Source organism: Streptomyces sp. NPDC093600 (assembly GCF_044764755.1).
Lineage (GTDB): Bacteria > Actinomycetota > Actinomycetes > Streptomycetales > Streptomycetaceae > Streptomyces.
Genome location: NZ_JBIWIU010000004.1, coordinates 232,381 through 249,099, shown reverse-complemented (window position 1 = coordinate 249,099; position 16,719 = coordinate 232,381). Strand labels below are relative to the sequence as shown.

14 protein-coding genes are annotated in these 16,719 nt (G+C 72.0%); 8 read left to right on the top strand and 6 right to left on the bottom strand.

Annotated features, from left to right (window positions below; all coding sequences use genetic code 11):
* The first annotated feature begins 125 nt into the window (after window positions 1-125).
* Together ACIRB4_RS13860 and ACIRB4_RS13855 are read left to right on the top strand one after the other, a co-directional pair.
* Window positions 126-2,954, top strand: a complete 2,829-nt coding sequence (locus tag ACIRB4_RS13860; protein WP_403290945.1) for a DEAD/DEAH box helicase — start codon at window positions 126-128, stop codon at window positions 2,952-2,954.
* Between the two features lie 160 nt (window positions 2,955-3,114).
* The gene (locus ACIRB4_RS13855; protein WP_403290943.1) at window positions 3,115-4,530 is read left to right on the top strand and encodes a cytochrome P450; all 1,416 of its coding nucleotides are present in this window, start codon (window positions 3,115-3,117) and stop codon (window positions 4,528-4,530) included.
* Window positions 4,531-4,621: 91 nt separating this feature from the next.
* On the opposite strand, the gene ACIRB4_RS13850 is transcribed toward ACIRB4_RS13855, so the two are convergent.
* Window positions 4,622-5,086, bottom strand: a complete 465-nt coding sequence (locus tag ACIRB4_RS13850; protein ID WP_403290940.1) for an ABA4-like family protein — start codon at window positions 5,084-5,086, stop codon at window positions 4,622-4,624.
* A complete protein-coding gene (locus ACIRB4_RS13845; protein WP_403290938.1) occupies window positions 5,083-6,036 on the bottom strand; it encodes a hypothetical protein in 954 nt (317 codons plus the stop codon). The genes ACIRB4_RS13850 and ACIRB4_RS13845 overlap by 4 nt, the downstream gene beginning before the upstream one ends.
* A gap of 130 nt (window positions 6,037-6,166) precedes the next feature.
* On the opposite strand from ACIRB4_RS13845, the gene ACIRB4_RS13840 reads away from it, so the two are divergent.
* Window positions 6,167-6,799, top strand: a complete 633-nt coding sequence (locus tag ACIRB4_RS13840) for a MerR family transcriptional regulator (RefSeq protein WP_403291229.1) — start codon at window positions 6,167-6,169, stop codon at window positions 6,797-6,799.
* A 405-nt stretch (window positions 6,800-7,204) separates the two neighbouring features.
* Here ACIRB4_RS13840 and ACIRB4_RS13835 read toward each other — a convergent pair whose 3' ends face one another.
* Entirely contained in the window at window positions 7,205-8,041 is an 837-nt protein-coding gene (locus ACIRB4_RS13835; protein WP_403290936.1) for a siderophore-interacting protein, read from the bottom strand.
* Window positions 8,042-8,123: 82 nt separating this feature from the next.
* Window positions 8,124-9,029, bottom strand: coding sequence for a 5'-3' exonuclease H3TH domain-containing protein (locus ACIRB4_RS13830; RefSeq protein WP_403291227.1), 906 nt, complete (start codon window positions 9,027-9,029; stop codon window positions 8,124-8,126).
* A 391-nt stretch (window positions 9,030-9,420) separates the two neighbouring features.
* On the opposite strand from ACIRB4_RS13830, the gene ACIRB4_RS13825 reads away from it, so the two are divergent.
* The 4 genes from ACIRB4_RS13825 to ACIRB4_RS13810 all read left to right on the top strand — a co-directional run bounded on the left by ACIRB4_RS13825 (window position 9,421) and on the right by ACIRB4_RS13810 (window position 13,774).
* Window positions 9,421-10,494: a glycine betaine/L-proline ABC transporter ATP-binding protein gene (locus tag ACIRB4_RS13825; protein WP_403290934.1), complete on the top strand. Its 1,074-nt coding sequence runs from the start codon at window positions 9,421-9,423 to the stop codon at window positions 10,492-10,494.
* Window positions 10,487-12,298: an ABC transporter permease/substrate binding protein gene (locus ACIRB4_RS13820; RefSeq protein WP_403290932.1), complete on the top strand. Its 1,812-nt coding sequence runs from the start codon at window positions 10,487-10,489 to the stop codon at window positions 12,296-12,298. Before ACIRB4_RS13825 ends, ACIRB4_RS13820 begins: the two co-directional genes overlap by 8 nt.
* A gap of 196 nt (window positions 12,299-12,494) precedes the next feature.
* Window positions 12,495-13,046 carry a helix-turn-helix domain-containing protein gene (locus ACIRB4_RS13815; protein WP_403290930.1) on the top strand — a complete coding sequence of 184 codons (552 nt, stop codon included), beginning with the start codon at window positions 12,495-12,497 and terminating at the stop codon, window positions 13,044-13,046.
* Entirely contained in the window at window positions 13,043-13,774 is a 732-nt protein-coding gene (locus ACIRB4_RS13810) for a helical backbone metal receptor (protein WP_403290927.1), read from the top strand. Before ACIRB4_RS13815 ends, ACIRB4_RS13810 begins: the two co-directional genes overlap by 4 nt.
* Here ACIRB4_RS13810 and ACIRB4_RS13805 read toward each other — a convergent pair.
* Window positions 13,701-14,858 (bottom strand): TDT family transporter, encoded by a 1,158-nt coding sequence (locus ACIRB4_RS13805; RefSeq protein WP_403290924.1) that lies wholly within the window; start codon window positions 14,856-14,858, stop codon window positions 13,701-13,703. The two genes, ACIRB4_RS13810 and ACIRB4_RS13805, sit on opposite strands and share 74 nt — an antisense overlap.
* 70 nt (window positions 14,859-14,928) lie before the next feature.
* Between ACIRB4_RS13805 and ACIRB4_RS13800 the strand changes: the two genes are divergently transcribed.
* The gene (locus ACIRB4_RS13800; protein ID WP_403290922.1) at window positions 14,929-15,861 is read left to right on the top strand and encodes a LysR family transcriptional regulator; all 933 of its coding nucleotides are present in this window, start codon (window positions 14,929-14,931) and stop codon (window positions 15,859-15,861) included.
* Between the two features lie 154 nt (window positions 15,862-16,015).
* On the opposite strand, the gene ACIRB4_RS13795 is transcribed toward ACIRB4_RS13800, so the two are convergent.
* Entirely contained in the window at window positions 16,016-16,702 is a 687-nt protein-coding gene (locus tag ACIRB4_RS13795) for a gamma-glutamyl-gamma-aminobutyrate hydrolase family protein (protein ID WP_403290919.1), read from the bottom strand.
* Between the last annotated feature and the right edge of the window lie 17 nt (window positions 16,703-16,719).

Here is a 16,719-nt window from a genome sequence, read left to right as displayed (position 1 = left end):
GGCCCCCTCACCGCGCGTCGTGTACCCGCGAGGGCGTGTCCTCGCCCGGTCGCCCGCCCACCGAGAACAGCCGGTCATTAAAGATCGCGTCACTGTCAGAGGGGGCGGGTAGGCTCGACAGCAAGATGACAGAGGACCTCACACCAGCCGAAGCGTACGCAGCTGCCCGGATGCGCAACGCCGAGCAGGCCACCGCGCTGGCCCCCTTCCGCGAGATGTACGAGTTCGATCTGGATCCCTTCCAGATCGAGGCCTGCCAGGCCCTCGAAACGGGCAAGGGCGTGCTCGTCGCGGCGCCCACGGGCTCGGGCAAGACCATCGTCGGCGAGTTCGCCGTCCACCTCGCCCTTCTCCAAGGGCGCAAGTGCTTCTACACGACACCCATCAAGGCGCTGTCGAACCAGAAGTACGCCGACCTCGTCAAGCGGTACGGTCCCGGGAAGGTCGGCCTCCTCACCGGCGACAACAGTGTCAACGGTGACGCCCCGATCATCGTCATGACCACCGAAGTCCTCCGCAACATGCTCTACGCGGGGTCCCAGGCCCTCTCCGGCCTCGGCTATGTCGTCATGGACGAGGTGCACTACCTCTCCGACCGCTTCCGCGGCGCCGTCTGGGAAGAGGTGATCATCCACCTCCCGGAGTCGGTGACGCTCGTCTCACTCTCCGCGACCGTCTCCAACGCCGAGGAATTCGGCGACTGGCTCGACACCGTCCGCGGCGACACCGAGGTCATCGTCTCCGAGAGCCGCCCCGTCCCCCTCTGGCAGCACGTCCTCGCCGGCCGCCGGATGTACGACCTCTTCGAGGAGGAGACCGACCACGGCGGCCGCGGCGCCTCCCGCCGCGAGGTCAACCCCGATCTGCTCCGCCTCGCCCACACCGAGAACTCCCGCACGTACAACCCGCGCGACCGGCGCCGCGGCAAGATGATCCGCGAGGCCGACCGTGAGCGCGAGCGCCGCCAGCGCTCCCGCATCTGGACGCCCGGACGGCCCGAGGTCATCGACCGGCTCGACGCCGAGGGACTCCTGCCCGCCATCACCTTCATCTTCAGCCGCGCCGGCTGCGAAGCCGCCGTCCAGCAGTGCCTCTACGCCGGACTGCGGCTCAACGACGACGAGGCCCGCGCACGCGTCCGCGAGATCGTCGAGGAGCGCACCGCCTCCATCCCCACCGAAGACCTCAACGTCCTCGGCTACTACGAATGGCTGGAAGCCCTGGAACGCGGCATCGCCGCGCACCACGCCGGGATGCTCCCGACCTTCAAGGAAGTCGTCGAAGAGCTCTTCGTCCGCGGCCTCGTCAAGGCCGTCTTCGCCACCGAGACCCTGGCTCTCGGCATCAACATGCCCGCGCGCTCCGTCGTCCTGGAAAAGCTCGTCAAGTGGAACGGCGAACAGCACGCCGACATCACCCCCGGCGAGTACACCCAGCTCACCGGTCGTGCGGGCCGCCGAGGCATCGACATCGAGGGCCACGCCGTCGTCCTGTGGCAGCGCGGCCTCGACCCCGGCCACCTCGCCGGACTCGCCGGCACCCGCACGTACCCGCTCCGCTCCAGCTTCAAGCCGTCCTACAACATGGCCGTCAACCTCGTCGACCAGTTCGGACGGCACCGCTCCCGCGAACTGCTCGAGACGTCCTTCGCGCAGTTCCAGGCCGACCGGTCCGTCGTCGGCATCTCCCGCCAGGTCCAGAAGAACGAAGAGGGCCTGACGGGCTACCGCGAAGGCATGACCTGCCACCTCGGAGACTTCGAGGAGTACGCACGGCTCCGCCGTGAACTGAAGGACCGCGAGACGGAACTGGCCAAGCAGGGCGCCGCACAGCGCCGTGCCCAGGCCGCCGCCTCTCTGGAGCGACTCAAGCCGGGCGATGTCATCCACGTTCCCACCGGCAAGTTCGCCGGACTCGCGCTCGTCCTGGACCCCGGCATCCCGGCGGGCCGGACCAACGGCCATCGCGGCTTCGAGCACCACGACGGGCCCCGTCCTCTCGTCCTCACCGCCGAACGTCAGGTCAAGCGGCTCGCGTCGATCGACTTCCCGATCCCGGTGGAAGCACTGGAACGCATGAGGATCCCCAAGTCCTTCAACCCGCGCTCCCCGCAGTCCCGTCGCGACCTCGCCTCCGCCCTGCGCACCAAGGCCGGACACATCAACCCCGAGCGGCAGCGCAAGCAGCGCTCCGCCGCCGCCGACGACCGCGAGATCGCCCGTCTCCGCAGCGAGCTCCGCGCCCACCCCTGCCACGGCTGCGACGAGCGCGAGGACCACGCCCGTTGGGCCGAGCGCTACCACCGCCTCCAGCGTGACACCCGCCAGCTGGAACGGCGCATCGAAGGCCGTACGAACACCATCGCGCGCACCTTCGACCGGATCGTCGCCCTCCTCACCGAACTCGACTACCTCCGCGGCGACGACGTCACCGACAACGGCAAGCGGCTCGCCCGGCTCTACGGCGAACTCGACCTGCTCGCCAGCGAATGCCTCCGCGAAGGCGTCTGGGAAGGCCTCAACCCGGCCGAACTCGCCGCCTGCGTCTCGGCGTTGGTGTACGAAGCACGGCAGGCCGACGACGCCGTACCGCCGAAGCTGCCCACCGGCAAGGCCAAGGCCGCGCTCGGCGAGATGGTGCGGATCTGGGGGCGGCTCGACGCACTGGAAGAAGAGTTCAAGATCAACCAGGCGGAGGGGGTCGGGCAGCGCGAACCCGACCTCGGGTTCGCCTGGGCCGCCCACCAGTGGGCCTCCGACAGGGGACTCGACGAAGTCCTGCGCGAGGCCGAGATGCCCGCCGGCGACTTCGTCCGCTGGTGCAAGCAGGTCATCGACGTCCTCGGGCAGATCGCCGCGGCGGCGCCCAAGGAGAACAGCACGGTCGCCAAGAATGCGCGCAAGGCCGTGGACTCGCTCCTGAGAGGCGTCGTCGCCTACAGCTCGGTCGGCTGACGGAGCATGTGACACCAGCGCGGAGAGGGGCCCGTGGTCGACACCACGGGCCCTTCGCCTTGCTTGTCCACAGGCGGTTGTCCACAGGGGTGGCGGAGTGTCGCGGCTCTCCGATTCCATGGAGTCACACACCGGGCGACACCGCTGGGGGGAAACGCGCGTGACCACGCAAGCCCGTCCGACCACCGTCGAGAGCACAGCGGCCGGACAGAAGATCGTGCCGGGACCACGAGGCATGCCGCTCCTGGGAAACCTTCCGGAATTCGGCAAGGACCCCCTGGCCTTCTTCGAGCGCCTCCGCGCCCGCGGAGACCTCGTGAGCTGGCGATTCGGTCGCAGCCCCGCCCTCTTCATCGCCCACCCCGACACCATCGGGGAACTCCTCACCGAAGTCGAGCGGACCTTCGACCAGCCCGACCTCGGCATCGCCTTCCGCACCCTCCTCGGCAACGGCGTGGTCGTCGCCAAAGGCGCCGACTGGCGCCGCAAGCGCTCCCTCGTCCAGCCGTCCGTCCGGCCCCGGCAAGTACGCTCCTACGCCGCCACCATGGCCGAATGCGCCGTCGCCCTCGCCGACCGCTGGACCGACGGACAGCGCGTCGACATCAAGAAGGAGATGACCGCCCTCACCCAACTCATCGCCGTCCGCACCATCTTCGGCGCCGACACCGCAGCCGACACCGAAGCCATCGGCCGCGCCATGGATGTCGCACAGAAGGAGATCGGCGCCGAGTTCAGCGGCATCGGAGCCCTGCTCCCGGACTGGGTGCCCACCCCCGGCCGCGCCCGCGTCACGCGAGCCACCGCCGTCATCGACACCGAAGTCGCCCGGGTCGTCGCCCGTCACCGCGAGGGCGACAGCGAACGGCCCGACCTCCTCAGCCGCCTCCTCGCCGCCCGGGACGAGACCGGCGCCCGCCTCTCCGACCGGGAGATCCGCGACGAGACCGTCACCCTCTACATCGGCGGGCACGAGACCACCAGCTCCACCCTGGTCTGGGCCTGGTACCTCCTCTCGCGCCATCCACGGGTCCGCGACGCACTCACCGAGGAGCTCGACCGAGTCCTCGGCGACCACGAGCCGGGCTTCGACGACTACTCCCGACTGACCTACACGCAGGCGGTCGTCAAGGAGACGCTGCGGCTCTACCCCACGATCTGGCTCATCACCGGCATCGCCAAGGACGGCGCCAGCCTCGGAGGGACACCGATACCCCCGGGCACACGGGTGTGGAGCAGCCAGTGGGCCACCCACCGCGACGGCCGCTGGTTCACGGACCCGGAGGAGTTCCGTCCCGAACGCTGGCACACGCCCGGCAGTGCCGGGAACGAACCGCCCGAGGAGATACCCGAGTACGCCTGGTTCCCCTTCGGCGGCGGCCCCCGCGTCTGCCTCGGCACCCGCTTCGCGATGGTCGAAGCCGTCCTCGTTCTCGCCGTCCTGGCCCGCCGCTTCACCCTCACGGTCGACCCGGGCGAGATACGCCCCGTACCCAGCCTGACCCTCCAACCGGACCGCGACCTCCACGCCACGGCCAGAACCCGCCCGCGCCGACGAGCCACGGACGCCCGCTAGCAACGCCGACGCTCGGAGCGGGGCCCGGGGCCACGTCGTCGGGGGCGGGCGGGTGGCCGGCCGCACCCGCCCTCGGCCCATAAGGGGTTCGTCACACCGCCGCGTCCGGTGAGGGATGAACTCCCTGCGGAGCTACGGGAGATGGCTTCCTCGTGGCGCGCAGGGCGAGGAACACCAGGAGCCCGATCGGTGAAAGAAGGATCGTCAGCACCAGCAGCGGGCCCGTCAGCAGCGGCGAGAGCCGGAGGCGGCGCGCCTCCCGGTACATCCATTGGCCGAGCAGCAGGTCCCAGGCGATGACCTGCGCCCAGATCGCCCCGGCACCGTTCGCCAGCGCCGTCAGATCCCGGAAGGTGTCGATGTCCGGACCGCTGACCGCGGTCCACAGCTCCGGGAAGACCGGGATCGCCATCGCCAGATAGACCGCCAGGATCGGTACGACGGTCAGCGGCGAGGCCGCGATCCGCTCGGTGCCCCGCCATCCCGGCGCGAAGATCATGAGCAACCAGACAGGAGCGGCGAGCAGGAACGACAGCTCGAAGAGGAAGCCGGTCATGCCGCGACATCCTGGTCGGCGCGGGAAGGCGCGGTACGTGACGGGGTCCGCAAGGCCGCTCCCGTGCCCACCGCCGCCAGGAGGGCGAGGGTGCCTGCCGCGGCGAGCGTGGTGCCGTCGGGGTCGAGGAGGGCCTGACCCCGCAACGCCTGCCAGGTGAGGAGGACGAACACCGCCGCGTACGTACCCGAGGCCCCGAGCGTCAGCCGCAGGCGTACCCGCTCGTCACGCAGGCTGGCGAAGCGCGGGGCGAGGGCCACCAGGACGAGTAGGAGCAGAGGGATCGCCTGAAGGGCGTGCATGCCGAAGAAGTGGGCGACACGCAGATCACCGCCGGTCGAGGACCAGCCGGTCACCGCCATCGACGGACCGCCGTCCGGGACGCCGACGCTGTGGGCGCCGACGATCCCCGCGTCGTCGCCCGACGCGAGCTGCTCGGGGGTGGGCCGGACCATCAGGAAGCCGATGGCCGCGCCCGCGAGGGCGATCAGGGAGCCGAGGCGTACGGACCAGGCGGTGGCGCGGTCCAGGATCCGGGCCCGCAGCAGCAGTACCGCGATCATCAGGGCGGCGAGCCAGAGGAAGACGATGGTGATGCCCATCGCCTGGAAGACGGCCGCGTCGAAGGCGGTCTCGTTGTTGAAGTGGCTCTGCCTGCCGCGGATCACCTGCCCGACGATGAGCACCATCTCCGCGGCGCTCGCCACGGCCACCACGGTGCCCGCCCACCAGGCGGCCCGGCGGGCGCGGGGGAGGAGGGAGATCATCCAGGCCAGCGTCATGCAGTACGCGACGAAGGACACGGCGAACTTGAACGGCTTGTACCAGATGGGCGCGCCGACGAGGACACGGTCGTCGAAGAGCAGGCCGCCGGCCGAGATCAGGGCGGTCAGGACCATCGCGGCGGAGAACCAGACCAGTGGCCGGTGGAGTTCGCGGAGTCGCGGCATCGATAAGGACATGGAAACCCCCGGAGTGAACTATAGGTAGTGGCGCTCGCCGCTATCTGATAGCGCCACTATCTATGATGGAGGGGTGGGGCTGCAAGGCCTGGGCGAGGGTGGAAAGGTGAACGCGACTGTGCGTATCGGGGAGTTGAGCCGCAGGACGGGAGTGTCGGTGGCGACCATCAAGTACTACGTACGGGAAGGGCTGCTGCCGGCCGGCCGGTTGACCAGCCCCAACCAGGCGTCGTACGACGAGACGCACGAGCGGCGGCTGCGGCTGATCCGGGCGCTCCTGGACGTGGGAGGGCTCTCAGTCGCCGGCATCCGCGAGGTCGTCGAGGCGATCGACGACACGGAGCGGCCCGTGCACAAGGTGCTGGGGGCGGTGGCGGACCGGGTCGTGCCGCGCTACACCGAGGAACCGGGCGAAGGTGTCGTGGCCGCCCGGAAGTCGGTGGCCGAGCTGGTCGAGCGGCGCGGCTGGCGGACACGTCCGGACAGCCCGGCGGGGGAGGCGCTGGCCGTGGCGCTGGCGGCACTGGAGGACGTCGGCCACGGCGGGTTCGCGGAGGTGCTCGACGCGTACGCGGAGGCGGCGGAACGGGTGGCGCGGACGGACCTGGAGTACGTGGCGCGGAATGTGCGGCGGGAGGAGCTCGTGGAGAGCGTGGTGGTGGGGACGATGCTGGGGGACGCGATGTTCGCGGCGCTACGGAGGCTGGCGCACGTGGACGCGTCGGACCGGGTCTTCGGCGAAGAGGTGTGACGGGGGGTGCGGGGCCGCCCCTTGGGCGGCGACCGCCTCCCCGGGGCGGCGGCTGGGCCTCCGGCCGGCCGGGCTGCGGGGACTCGTGGCTGTGCGGACCCCAGGGGCCCGGGCCTCCGGCTGACCGAGAGGTGCCGGGCCACATCCTGAGCCTCCGGCCGACCGGGAGGCGCCGGGCCTCGGCCTGGCCCTTCGGCCGACCGGGTGCAGCCCTCGGCTGGTACGAGCCGGACTCCCGACGCACGGCCCGGCTCTCCGGATGCTCGGACCCGCGCCCGGCCCTGCGGACGCTCGCGACCGCGCGCGGCCCTGCGGACGCTCGCGACCCGCGCCCGGGCCCCGCGGATGCCCCGACCTTCGGCCCCGGCCCCCAGACGCCCGACCGGCCCCGCCTGCCCAGCCGGCCTACGACTCCTGTTCCCGCTCCACCTGGTCGTTCCATTCGCGCTTGATCGCGCGCCAGGCCTCGTCCGTCTTGCCCACGCGCCAGTAGCCCGAGATCGAGAGCCGCTCGCGCGGGATGGCCCGCTCCAGGCGCAGGTGGCGGCGGAGTTCCTTCACGAAGCCCGCCTCGCCGTGGACGAAGGCGTGGACGTCGCCCGGCGGGAAGTCCAGGCCGCGCACCGCCTCCAGCAGGGCCTCGCCCGTCGCCCGGTCGCCCCGGTGGAGCCAGGTGACCTCCACGCCCGCCGCCGTCGCCAGCTTCTGCTCCTCCGCCGCGTCCGCGATCTCCAGGAACGCGTGTACGGCCGTGCCCTCCGGCAGCCGTTCCAGCGCCACCGCGATCGCCGGCAGCGCGCTCTCGTCACCCACCAGAAGGTGCCAGTCGGCAGCCGGGTCCGGCGCGTAACCGCCACCCGGCCCCAGGAAGCGGATCGTTTCGCCGGCGCGGGCCCGAGCCGCCCACGGGCCGGCCAGGCCCTCGTCGCCGTGGACCACGAAGTCGATGGTCAGCTCGCGGTGGACCGGGTCCCAGTTCCGTACCGTGTACGTCCGGGTGGTGGGCCACTGGTCGCGCGGGAACTCCTCGCGGATCCGCTCCATGTCGAACGGCTCCGGGTAGCTGACGCCCTCGGCGGCGAAGAGCAGCTTCACGTAGTGGTCGGTGTAGTCACCCACCTCGAACGCGTCGAGTCCGCTCCCGCCCAGCACCACCCGCACCATGTGCGGAGTGATCCGCTCCGTGCGCACCACCTGCGCCTCGTGAGCCTTGGGTGCCTTGCGCGCCGGCTGCTCTGCCACGACCGTCTCCCTGGCTTGGTCAACTTAGGTTTACCTAAGCTAGCATCCCGTGGCCCCCGGGGACAGAAGTCGTCGGCCGCCGTCAGCGCTCCAGCACCGACAGCAGTCGGCCCACCGCCCCGCCCAGTCCCCACCGAGCCACCAGCGCCTGCAGCGCCGCCGGGTCACGCGGCCCGCTCGGCAGGGCCGGGTCGAAGTCCGGCAGCGATACGTCACCGGCCACCCGGACGACGGTGGGGGCCACGTCGAGATACGCCGCCGCTTCCACGATCCCGCGCCGTTTCGCCGGTGTCAGCTTGGACGTGCGGTCGACGGCGGCCGCGCGCACGCCCGCCAGGTCGCCGTACTCGGTGATCAGCTGCGCGGCCGTCTTCTCGCCGATGCCCTTCACCCCGGGCAGCCCGTCACTCGCGTCTCCGCGCAGCGCCGCGAAGTCCGCGTACTGGTCGGGCCGCACCCCGTACTTCGTACGGATCAGCTCCCCGTCGACCAGATCACAGTCGCCCACGCCCTTGCGCGGATACAGCACCCGCACACCGCGCTCGTCGTCGACGAGCTGGAAGAGGTCGCGGTCTCCCGTGACGATGTCCACCGGGCCCTTCGCCCGCCCCGCCAGCGTCCCGATGACGTCGTCCGCCTCGTAGCCGGCGGCGCCGACCCTGGCGATGCCCAGGGCGTCCAGGACGGCCTCGATCACCGGCACCTGCGGCGAGAGCGTGTCCGGGATCTCCTCCTCGTCCGGACCCGTCTCCGCCACCACCGCCACCCGGTGCGCCTTGTACGACGGGATCAGGTCCACCCGCCACTGCGGCCGCCAGTCGGCGTCCCAGCAGGCCACCAGCTCGTCGGGGCGGTGGTCCTGTACGAGCCGGGCGATGAAGTCGAGCAGTCCGCGCACGGCGTTGACCGGGGTGCCGTCGGGGGCCCGGACCGAGTCCGGCACACCGAAGTAGGCACGGAAGTAGAGGGAGGCGGTGTCGAGAAGCATCAGGCGTGGCGTCACACCCCGATCATGCCGCACCCGACCGACACCCACCCCGACCGACGGCCGACGACGCACGACCAACGCCCCACCCCGTCCAACGCCCCACCCCGACCGACGCCCCACCCCGACCGACGCCCCGCGCCGCACCCAGACCTGGCGATCCGTCACGTCCGGCGTCCCACGCCCACCGACCACCCACCCCCCTCCCCGTGACCCCCGTCACCTTTCGGTTTGCGCCCCAGGCCCCCGGGCAGGAGCGCGCCCGGAGCGGACCCGGTACGGGATTCAACGAACGAATCGCCGTGCTCAGGGAGACGCGGGCCGACACCGCCCCGCTCCACGGCCCGGCTGCGGGGGTGGCGGGCCGTTTTTCGTTTCGACGCGTGAGGTGTATGTGTCCAGGCTCCAGGCCGACCACCTGTACAAAGTGTTCGGCAGACGACCCGAGGAAGCCGTCAAGAAGCTGGCCGAAGGGGCGGACCGCGACGAGCTCCGTGCCGACGGCGCGACGGCGGCGGTCATCGACGCGTCCTTCACCGTCGAGCCCGGCCAGATCTTCGTCGTGATGGGTCTCTCCGGGTCCGGGAAGTCCACACTCCTGCGCATGCTCAACGGACTGCTGGAGCCCACCGCCGGCCGCGTCCTCTTCGACGGCAAGGACCTCACCGCGCTGAGCCCCCGCGATCTGCGCACCGTACGGTCCACCAAGATCAGCATGGTCTTCCAGCACTTCGCGCTCTTCCCGCACCGCAGCGTGCTGGAGAACGCCGCCTACGGCCTGGAGGTCCAGGGCGTCCCGCGCGCCGAGCGCCACGCGCGCGCCGCCGAGGCCCTGGAGCTGTGCGGCCTCGCCGGCTGGGAGAAGTCCTGGCCCGACGAGCTCTCCGGCGGCATGCAGCAGCGCGTCGGGCTCGCCCGGGCGCTCGCCACCGACGCAGACCTGCTCCTCATGGACGAGTCGTTCAGCGCCCTCGACCCGCTGATCCGCCGCGACATGCAGGACCAGCTCCTCGAACTGCAGAAGCGGCTCAAGAAGACCATCGTCTTCATCACCCACGACCTCAACGAGGCGATGCGCCTCGGCGACCGGATCGCGGTGATGCGCGACGGCCGGATCGTCCAGCTCGGCACCGCCGAGGACATCCTGATCCGCCCCGCCAACGACTACGTCACCTCCTTCATCCAGGACGTCGACCGCTCCCGTGTCCTCACGGCCGCCGCCGTGATGACCACCCCCGAGCACCCCGCGCCGGACGCCTGCGACTGCGAGACCGTCGGCCCCGACACCCTCGTCGCCGACCTCTGCGCGGTCAGCGCCCGCGTCCCGCACCCGGTGGCCGTCAAGGACGCCGACGGCGCGGTCCTCGGAGTCGTACCGCAGTCCCGGCTGATCGGCTTCATCGGGGACGAGCAGCGCCCGCCCCTTGCCTGCACCACCGGCACCGAGGAGGTGGCCGCCCATGCCTAGGCTCCCCCTCGGCAACTGGGTCGACAGCGGCGTCGACTGGCTCCAGGCCCAGCTCTCCTGGCTCTTCGACGCCATCAGCACCGGCGTCACCGGTCTCTACGACGGGATCGACGCGGTCCTCTCCGCACCCGAGCCGCTGCTCTTCGCCGGCATCCTCGCCGTCGTCGCCTGGTGGCTGCGCGGTCTGGCCGCCGGTCTGCTCGCCTTCGCCGGCTTCGCGCTCGTGGACTCCATCGAGTTGTGGGACGACGCCATGTCGACCCTCTCCCTGGTCCTCGTCGCCACCCTCGTCACCCTGGTGATCGCCGTCCCGCTCGGCATCTGGGCGGCCCGCTCCAAGACCGTCAGCGCCGTACTGCGCCCGGTCCTGGACTTCATGCAGACCATGCCGGCGATGGTCTACCTGATCCCCGGCATCATCTTCTTCGGCGTCGGCGTGGTCCCCGGCATCATCGCCACCATCGTCTTCGCCCTGCCTCCGGGCGTCCGCATGACCGAACTCGGCATCCGCCAGGTCGACGGCGAACTCGTCGAAGCCGCCGAGGCGTTCGGCACGACCCCGCGCGCCACCCTGCTGCGCGTGCAGCTGCCGCTCGCCCTGCCCACGATCATGGCCGGCATCAACCAGGTGATCATGCTGGGCCTGTCGATGGTCGTCATCGCCGGCATGGTCGGCGGCGGCGGGCTCGGCGGCGCGGTCTACCGCGCCATCGGCAACGTCGACATCGGTCTCGGCTTCGAGGCGGGCATCTCCATCGTCATCCTCGCCATGTACCTGGACCGGATCACCGGCGCGCTCGGCCGCCAGGTCTCGCCGCTCGGCCGCCGGGCGCTCGCCAAGGCGCGCGCCGCGGTCTCGGCCCGCACCGGGGCCAAGGTCTGGGGCCACCGCCCGCAGCCCGTCACCGCCCTCGTCGGCGTCGTCGTCCTCGCGCTCGTGGCGGGCGGCATGGGCTTCCTCGGCGCCGGCAAGCAGGCCGGCACCGCCGCCTCCGACGGCGAGAACACCGGTCACGGCAAGAAGATCAGCCTCGGCTACATCCCCTGGGACGAGGGGATCGCCTCCACCTTCCTCTGGAAGGAACTCCTGGAACGGCGCGGCTACGAGGTCGACACCAAGCAGCTGGAGGCCGGCGCGCTCTACACCGGCCTCGCCGGCGGCCAGATCGACTTCCAGACCGACGCCTGGCTGCCCGTCACCCACGCCCAGTACTGGGAGAAGTACCGGAACAAGCTTGAGGACCTCGGCTCCTGGTACGGACCCACCTCCCTGGAACTGTCCGTACCGTCGTACATGAAGGACGTCGACTCCCTCGACGACCTCAAGGGCAAGGCCGGACAGTTCAAGGGCCGGATCGTCGGCATCGAGCCGAGCGCCGGAATGATGGGCATCCTCAAGGACAAGGTCCTCGACGACTACGGCCTGAAGGGCGAGTACAAGGTCCTCGACGGCTCGACGCCCGGCATGCTCTCCGAGCTGAAGCGCGCGTACGACAAGAAGGAACCGGTCGTCGTCACGCTCTGGTCGCCGCACTGGGCGTACGCCACCTACGACCTGAAGAAGCTCAAGGACCCGAAGGGCAGCTGGGGCAAGGGCGACGGCGTCCACACCCTCGCCCGCAAGGGCTTCACCGCCGACAACCCGGAGATCGGCTCCTGGCTGAAGAACTTCCGGCTGACCGAGAAGCAGCTCACCGATCTCGAAGCCGTCATCCAGGAGACCGGCAAGGGCAAGGAGCAGGAGGCGGTCCGCGCCTGGCTGGAGAAGAACCCCGGCCTCGTCGAGAAGCTGACCCCGCAGTAGGGGTCCGGCCGAGGTCCGGTCGAGGGAATTCTGACTCCTGTCCGAAAAGGGGTGGTCGCCGAGCGTATTCGGCGGCCACCCCTTTTCGCCACGACGCGAAACCACGCCCCAAAGCTGCGTAAGGTGCAGGTAACCGACCAGTACGCGGCACACGGCACACGCGTCACGGCACGAGGGCACGAGGGAGGGAGCCGGCATGGACGACAAGGAATCACCGCGCGTGGGCGTGGCCGTCAAGAGGCGGCGCAGAGCGCTTCAGCTCACCCTCGCCGTCGTCGCCTCCCGCAGCGGGCTGTCCGTCCCCTTCCTCAGCCAGATCGAGAACGAGCGAGCCCGCCCCAGCACGCGTTCCCTCCAGCTCGTCGCCGAGGCCCTGGACACCACGGCGGGCGAACTGCTCGCCGCCGCCGAGTCCGCCCGTACGGTCGAGGTGGTCCGGGCCGGCGAGGCAGCGGACGACATGCCCGCCGGGGTACGCCCCCTGGTGCGGGGCCGGCACCAGCTGCACGCCCTGGAGTTCACCGGCGAGCAGGACGCCGGACGTGAATTCCAGCACCGCAACGACGAGTTGCTCCACGTCGCCGAAGGCTCCGTCGAGGTCGAGGCCGAGGGGCGCGCCTACCGCCTCGCCCGCGGCGACACGCTCCACCTCTCCGGAGGCGTACGGCACCGGTGGCGCTGCACCGAGCCCGGCACCCGCCTCCTCGTCGTCGCCGTCGCCGACCACATCGAGGCCGGCGACGTATGAGCCCGGTGGCCCGTGTCGTCTCGCTGGTCCCCTCGCTGACGGAGGCCGTCGCCGTCACCGCCCCCGCCGCCGTCGTTGCCGCCACCGACTGGTGCACGCACCCGGCCGCTCTCGACGCCGTACGGATCGGGGGCACCAAGAACCCCGACGTCCCCGCGATCACCGCCCTGCGCCCCGACCTCGTGATCGCCAACGAGGAGGAGAACCGCGCCCCCGACCTGGCCGCCCTGCGCGCCGCCGGCCTGGACGTGCTGGTCACCGAGGTCCGCACGCTCGACCAGGCGTTCAGCGAGCTCGACCGGGTGCTGCGGGCCTGCGGTGCGACCGCGCGGCCCCGCTGGCTGGACGAGGCGGAGCGGGCGTGGGCCGCCGTGGAGCCGGCCGCACCGCCGCGGACCGCCGTCGTGCCGATCTGGCGCCGCCCCTGGATGGTCCTGGGCCGCGACACCTTCGCCGGGGACCTGCTCGCGCGGCTCGGGGTCGACCAGCTGTACGCCGATCACGCCGAGCGCTATCCGCGCGTCCCCCTCGACGAGCTCCGGACCGCCGGAGCCGACCTCGTCGTCCTGCCCGACGAGCCCTACCGCTTCACGCCCGACGACGGGCCCGAAGCCTTCCCCGGGACGCCCGCCGCGCTCGTCAGCGGACGCCATCTCACGTGGTACGGGCCGTCACTGCGCGAGGCGCCGGCCGTACTGGGCCGGGCCCTGCGAGCAGCGCGCCGCTGACCAGCCCCCGTACGGTGTGGCAGCCGGATACCAGCCAGGCCGCGACCAGGAACGCGTACAACCCCACCGCCAGCCAGCGGAAGACATCGAGCCCGGTGTGCAGCGCGAGCCCCTCCGCGCCCGTCACGCAGGTGCCGACCGGGAAGGTGAACGCCCACCATGTCATCGCGAAACCCATGCCCTGGCGCCGCGCCCGCACCACCATCGCCCCCGCGAGGGCCAGCCACAGCAGCGCGAAGCCGGTCACGGGCACGCCGTACAGGACGGCGAACGCGGCGAATCCCGTGGCGTACGGAGCGGGCAGCACGCCCGGGGCGGCGTCGGCGAACTTGCTCGCGGCGGTGGTCGACTGGCCCAGGGGGCCGAGGACCAGGAAGAGGGTCGGGGTGAGCGCGAGCGGCAGCGGGCCGCCGGTGACCAGGCGGCCGAAGATCAGCGGCAGCATGACGAGGGTCGCGAGCAGGCTGATGCCGAACATGGCGTGGCAGGCGATCAGGAGCGTCTGCTGGGCCTGCCCGGCGGGCAGATGCGGCACGAGCAGCGGGCCGAGCGCGGCGGAGACCATCGGCGCGACGACGGGCAGCAGCCACACCGGTGAGGCGCTCTCGATCCGGTGACGCGCCACCATGAGGTACGGGATCGTCACCGCGGCCGCCAGGCCGACGGCCGTGCCGGCGGTGAACAGGACGGTGTCGACGGCGACGGCCGCCGGGAGCCCGATCCAGTCCTTGCCGACGATCATCGTGCCGCCGCCGACCGCGAGCAGAGCCATCGACAGGCAGCCGTAGAACGGGGCCACGGCCGGGTCCATCAGATGCTCGCGGGCCCGGTCGCGATGGTGTGCCCAGTGCAGGGCGCGGGCCGTGAGCAGGGCCAGGAGCAGGGCGAGGGAGAGCGCCCAGACGGCCGTGCAGGCGGTGCGGAGTCCCGGGACGTGCACGGGGAGGGTCGCTCCCGCGGTGGCGACGATGGCGGTGCCCATCACGCAGGCGTACCAGTGGGGGCCGAGGTGGCGGACCGCGGCCGCCCGCACGCCGGGGGTGGTGGCGAGGGGGGCCGGACGGGAAGGCGCGAGGGTTGCCATGGACCCACCATCGTACGGGTGCGCGGTCCCGGCCAGGGATCTCGATGCTATGACGTCATAAGCTGACTTTATGAGCAGTGCGAGCAGTGAGAGCGGTATGACGGCCCCCCTGTCCCACCGGGTCCCGGACCTCGGGGCGCTCGAACTGCTCCTCGCCGTCGCCCGCCACGGGAGCCTGGGGCGGGCCGCCCGGGAGGTCGGGATCACCCAGCCCGCGGCGAGCAGCCGGATCCGTTCCATGGAGCGGCAGCTCGGGGTGGCCCTGGTGGACCGCTCACCGCGCGGTTCCCGGCTCACGGACGCGGGCGCGCTGGTGACGGACTGGGCGCGCCGGATCGTGGAGGCGGCGGAGGCGTTCGACGTGGGTGCGCAGGCGCTGCGCGGACGCCGCGACTCGCGGCTGCGGGTCGCCGCCTCGATGACGATCGCCGAGTACCTGCTGCCGGGGTGGCTGATCGCCCTGCGCGCGGGGCGGCCCGACACGGCCGTGTCGCTGCTGGCCGGGAATTCGGCGGCGGTCGCCGAGCGGCTGTTGGCGGGCGAGGCGGACCTCGGGTTCGTGGAGGGGCTCGCGGTGCCGGAGGGGCTCGACGGCGCGGTGGTCGCTCACGACCGGCTCGCCGTGGTCGCCTCCCCGTCCCACCCGTGGGCCCGCCGTCGCAGGCCGCTGGAGCCCGGCGAACTGGCGGCCACCCCGCTGATCCTGCGCGAACGCGGCTCGGGCACCCGCCAGGTCCTCGACTCCGCCCTCTCCGCCCACGGCGGCCTCGCCCAGCCGCTCCTGGAACTGGCGTCCACCACGGCCGTGAAGGCGGCGGCGGTCAGCGGCGCGGGCCCGGCGGTCCTGAGCGAACTCGCGGTCGCGGAGGAACTGGCCTCTCGCCGCCTGGTCGCGATCCCGGTCGAGGGCGTCCTGCTGCGCCGCGACCTCCGAGCGGTCTGGCCCACCGGCCACCGCCCGACGGGCCCGGCACGCGACCTGCTCTCGCTGACCCGGGGGTGACCCGGCCGGGGGCCGCCCGGCCGTGCGGCAGGGCGGACGGCTCCCCGGAGCGCCCGCCCGCGGGAGCGCCCGGTCCTAAGACCCCCAAGGGCCAACCAAGGCCCCGGCAAGAGCCCCAAGGGCCCAACCAAGGCCCCGGCAAGAGCCCCAAGGCTCAGTCGCCCCCGCCCGCCGCCCGCACCAGGCCCCGCATCACGCGCGGGTCCTCGCCCATCTCCGGGTGCCACTGCACGCCCAGCACCCAGGCCGGGTCCGCCAGTTCCACCGCCTCCACCGTGCCGTCCTCCGCGTACGCCGAGGCCGCCAGGCCCGTGCCGAGGCGGTCCACCGCCTGGTGGTGATAGGTCGGTACGGACGTCAGCTCGGGCACCAAGGAGGCGTACCGCGAGCCCGGGACCGGCTTCACCGCGTGGCGGCCGATCACACCGACCGACTCCACATGACCGTCCAGGTGCTGCACGAGCGTGCCGCCGAGCGCCACGTTCAGGAGCTGCATCCCCCGGCAGATGCCGAGCACCGGGACTCCGCCGGAGAGCGCCGCCTCGATGAGCGCCAGTTCCCACGCGTCCCTCTCCCGGGCGGGCGGGCCGGTACGCGGGTCGGGCGCGGCCCCGTACCGTACCGGCTCCACATCCGCGCCGCCCGCGACCACCAGGCCGTCGAGCCGCGCCACCACCCCCGCCGCCGAGGCCGGGTCGTCCGGCGGGAGCATCGCCGCCAGGCCGCCGCTCGCCTGCACCAGGCGCGGATATTGTGCGGGAAGGAGCGCGGCGCGCATGTCCCACACACCCCAGCGGGCCTGGTCCAGATAGGTCGTCACGCCGATGAGCGGCTTGGTCACGTCATGCCTCCGGGAGA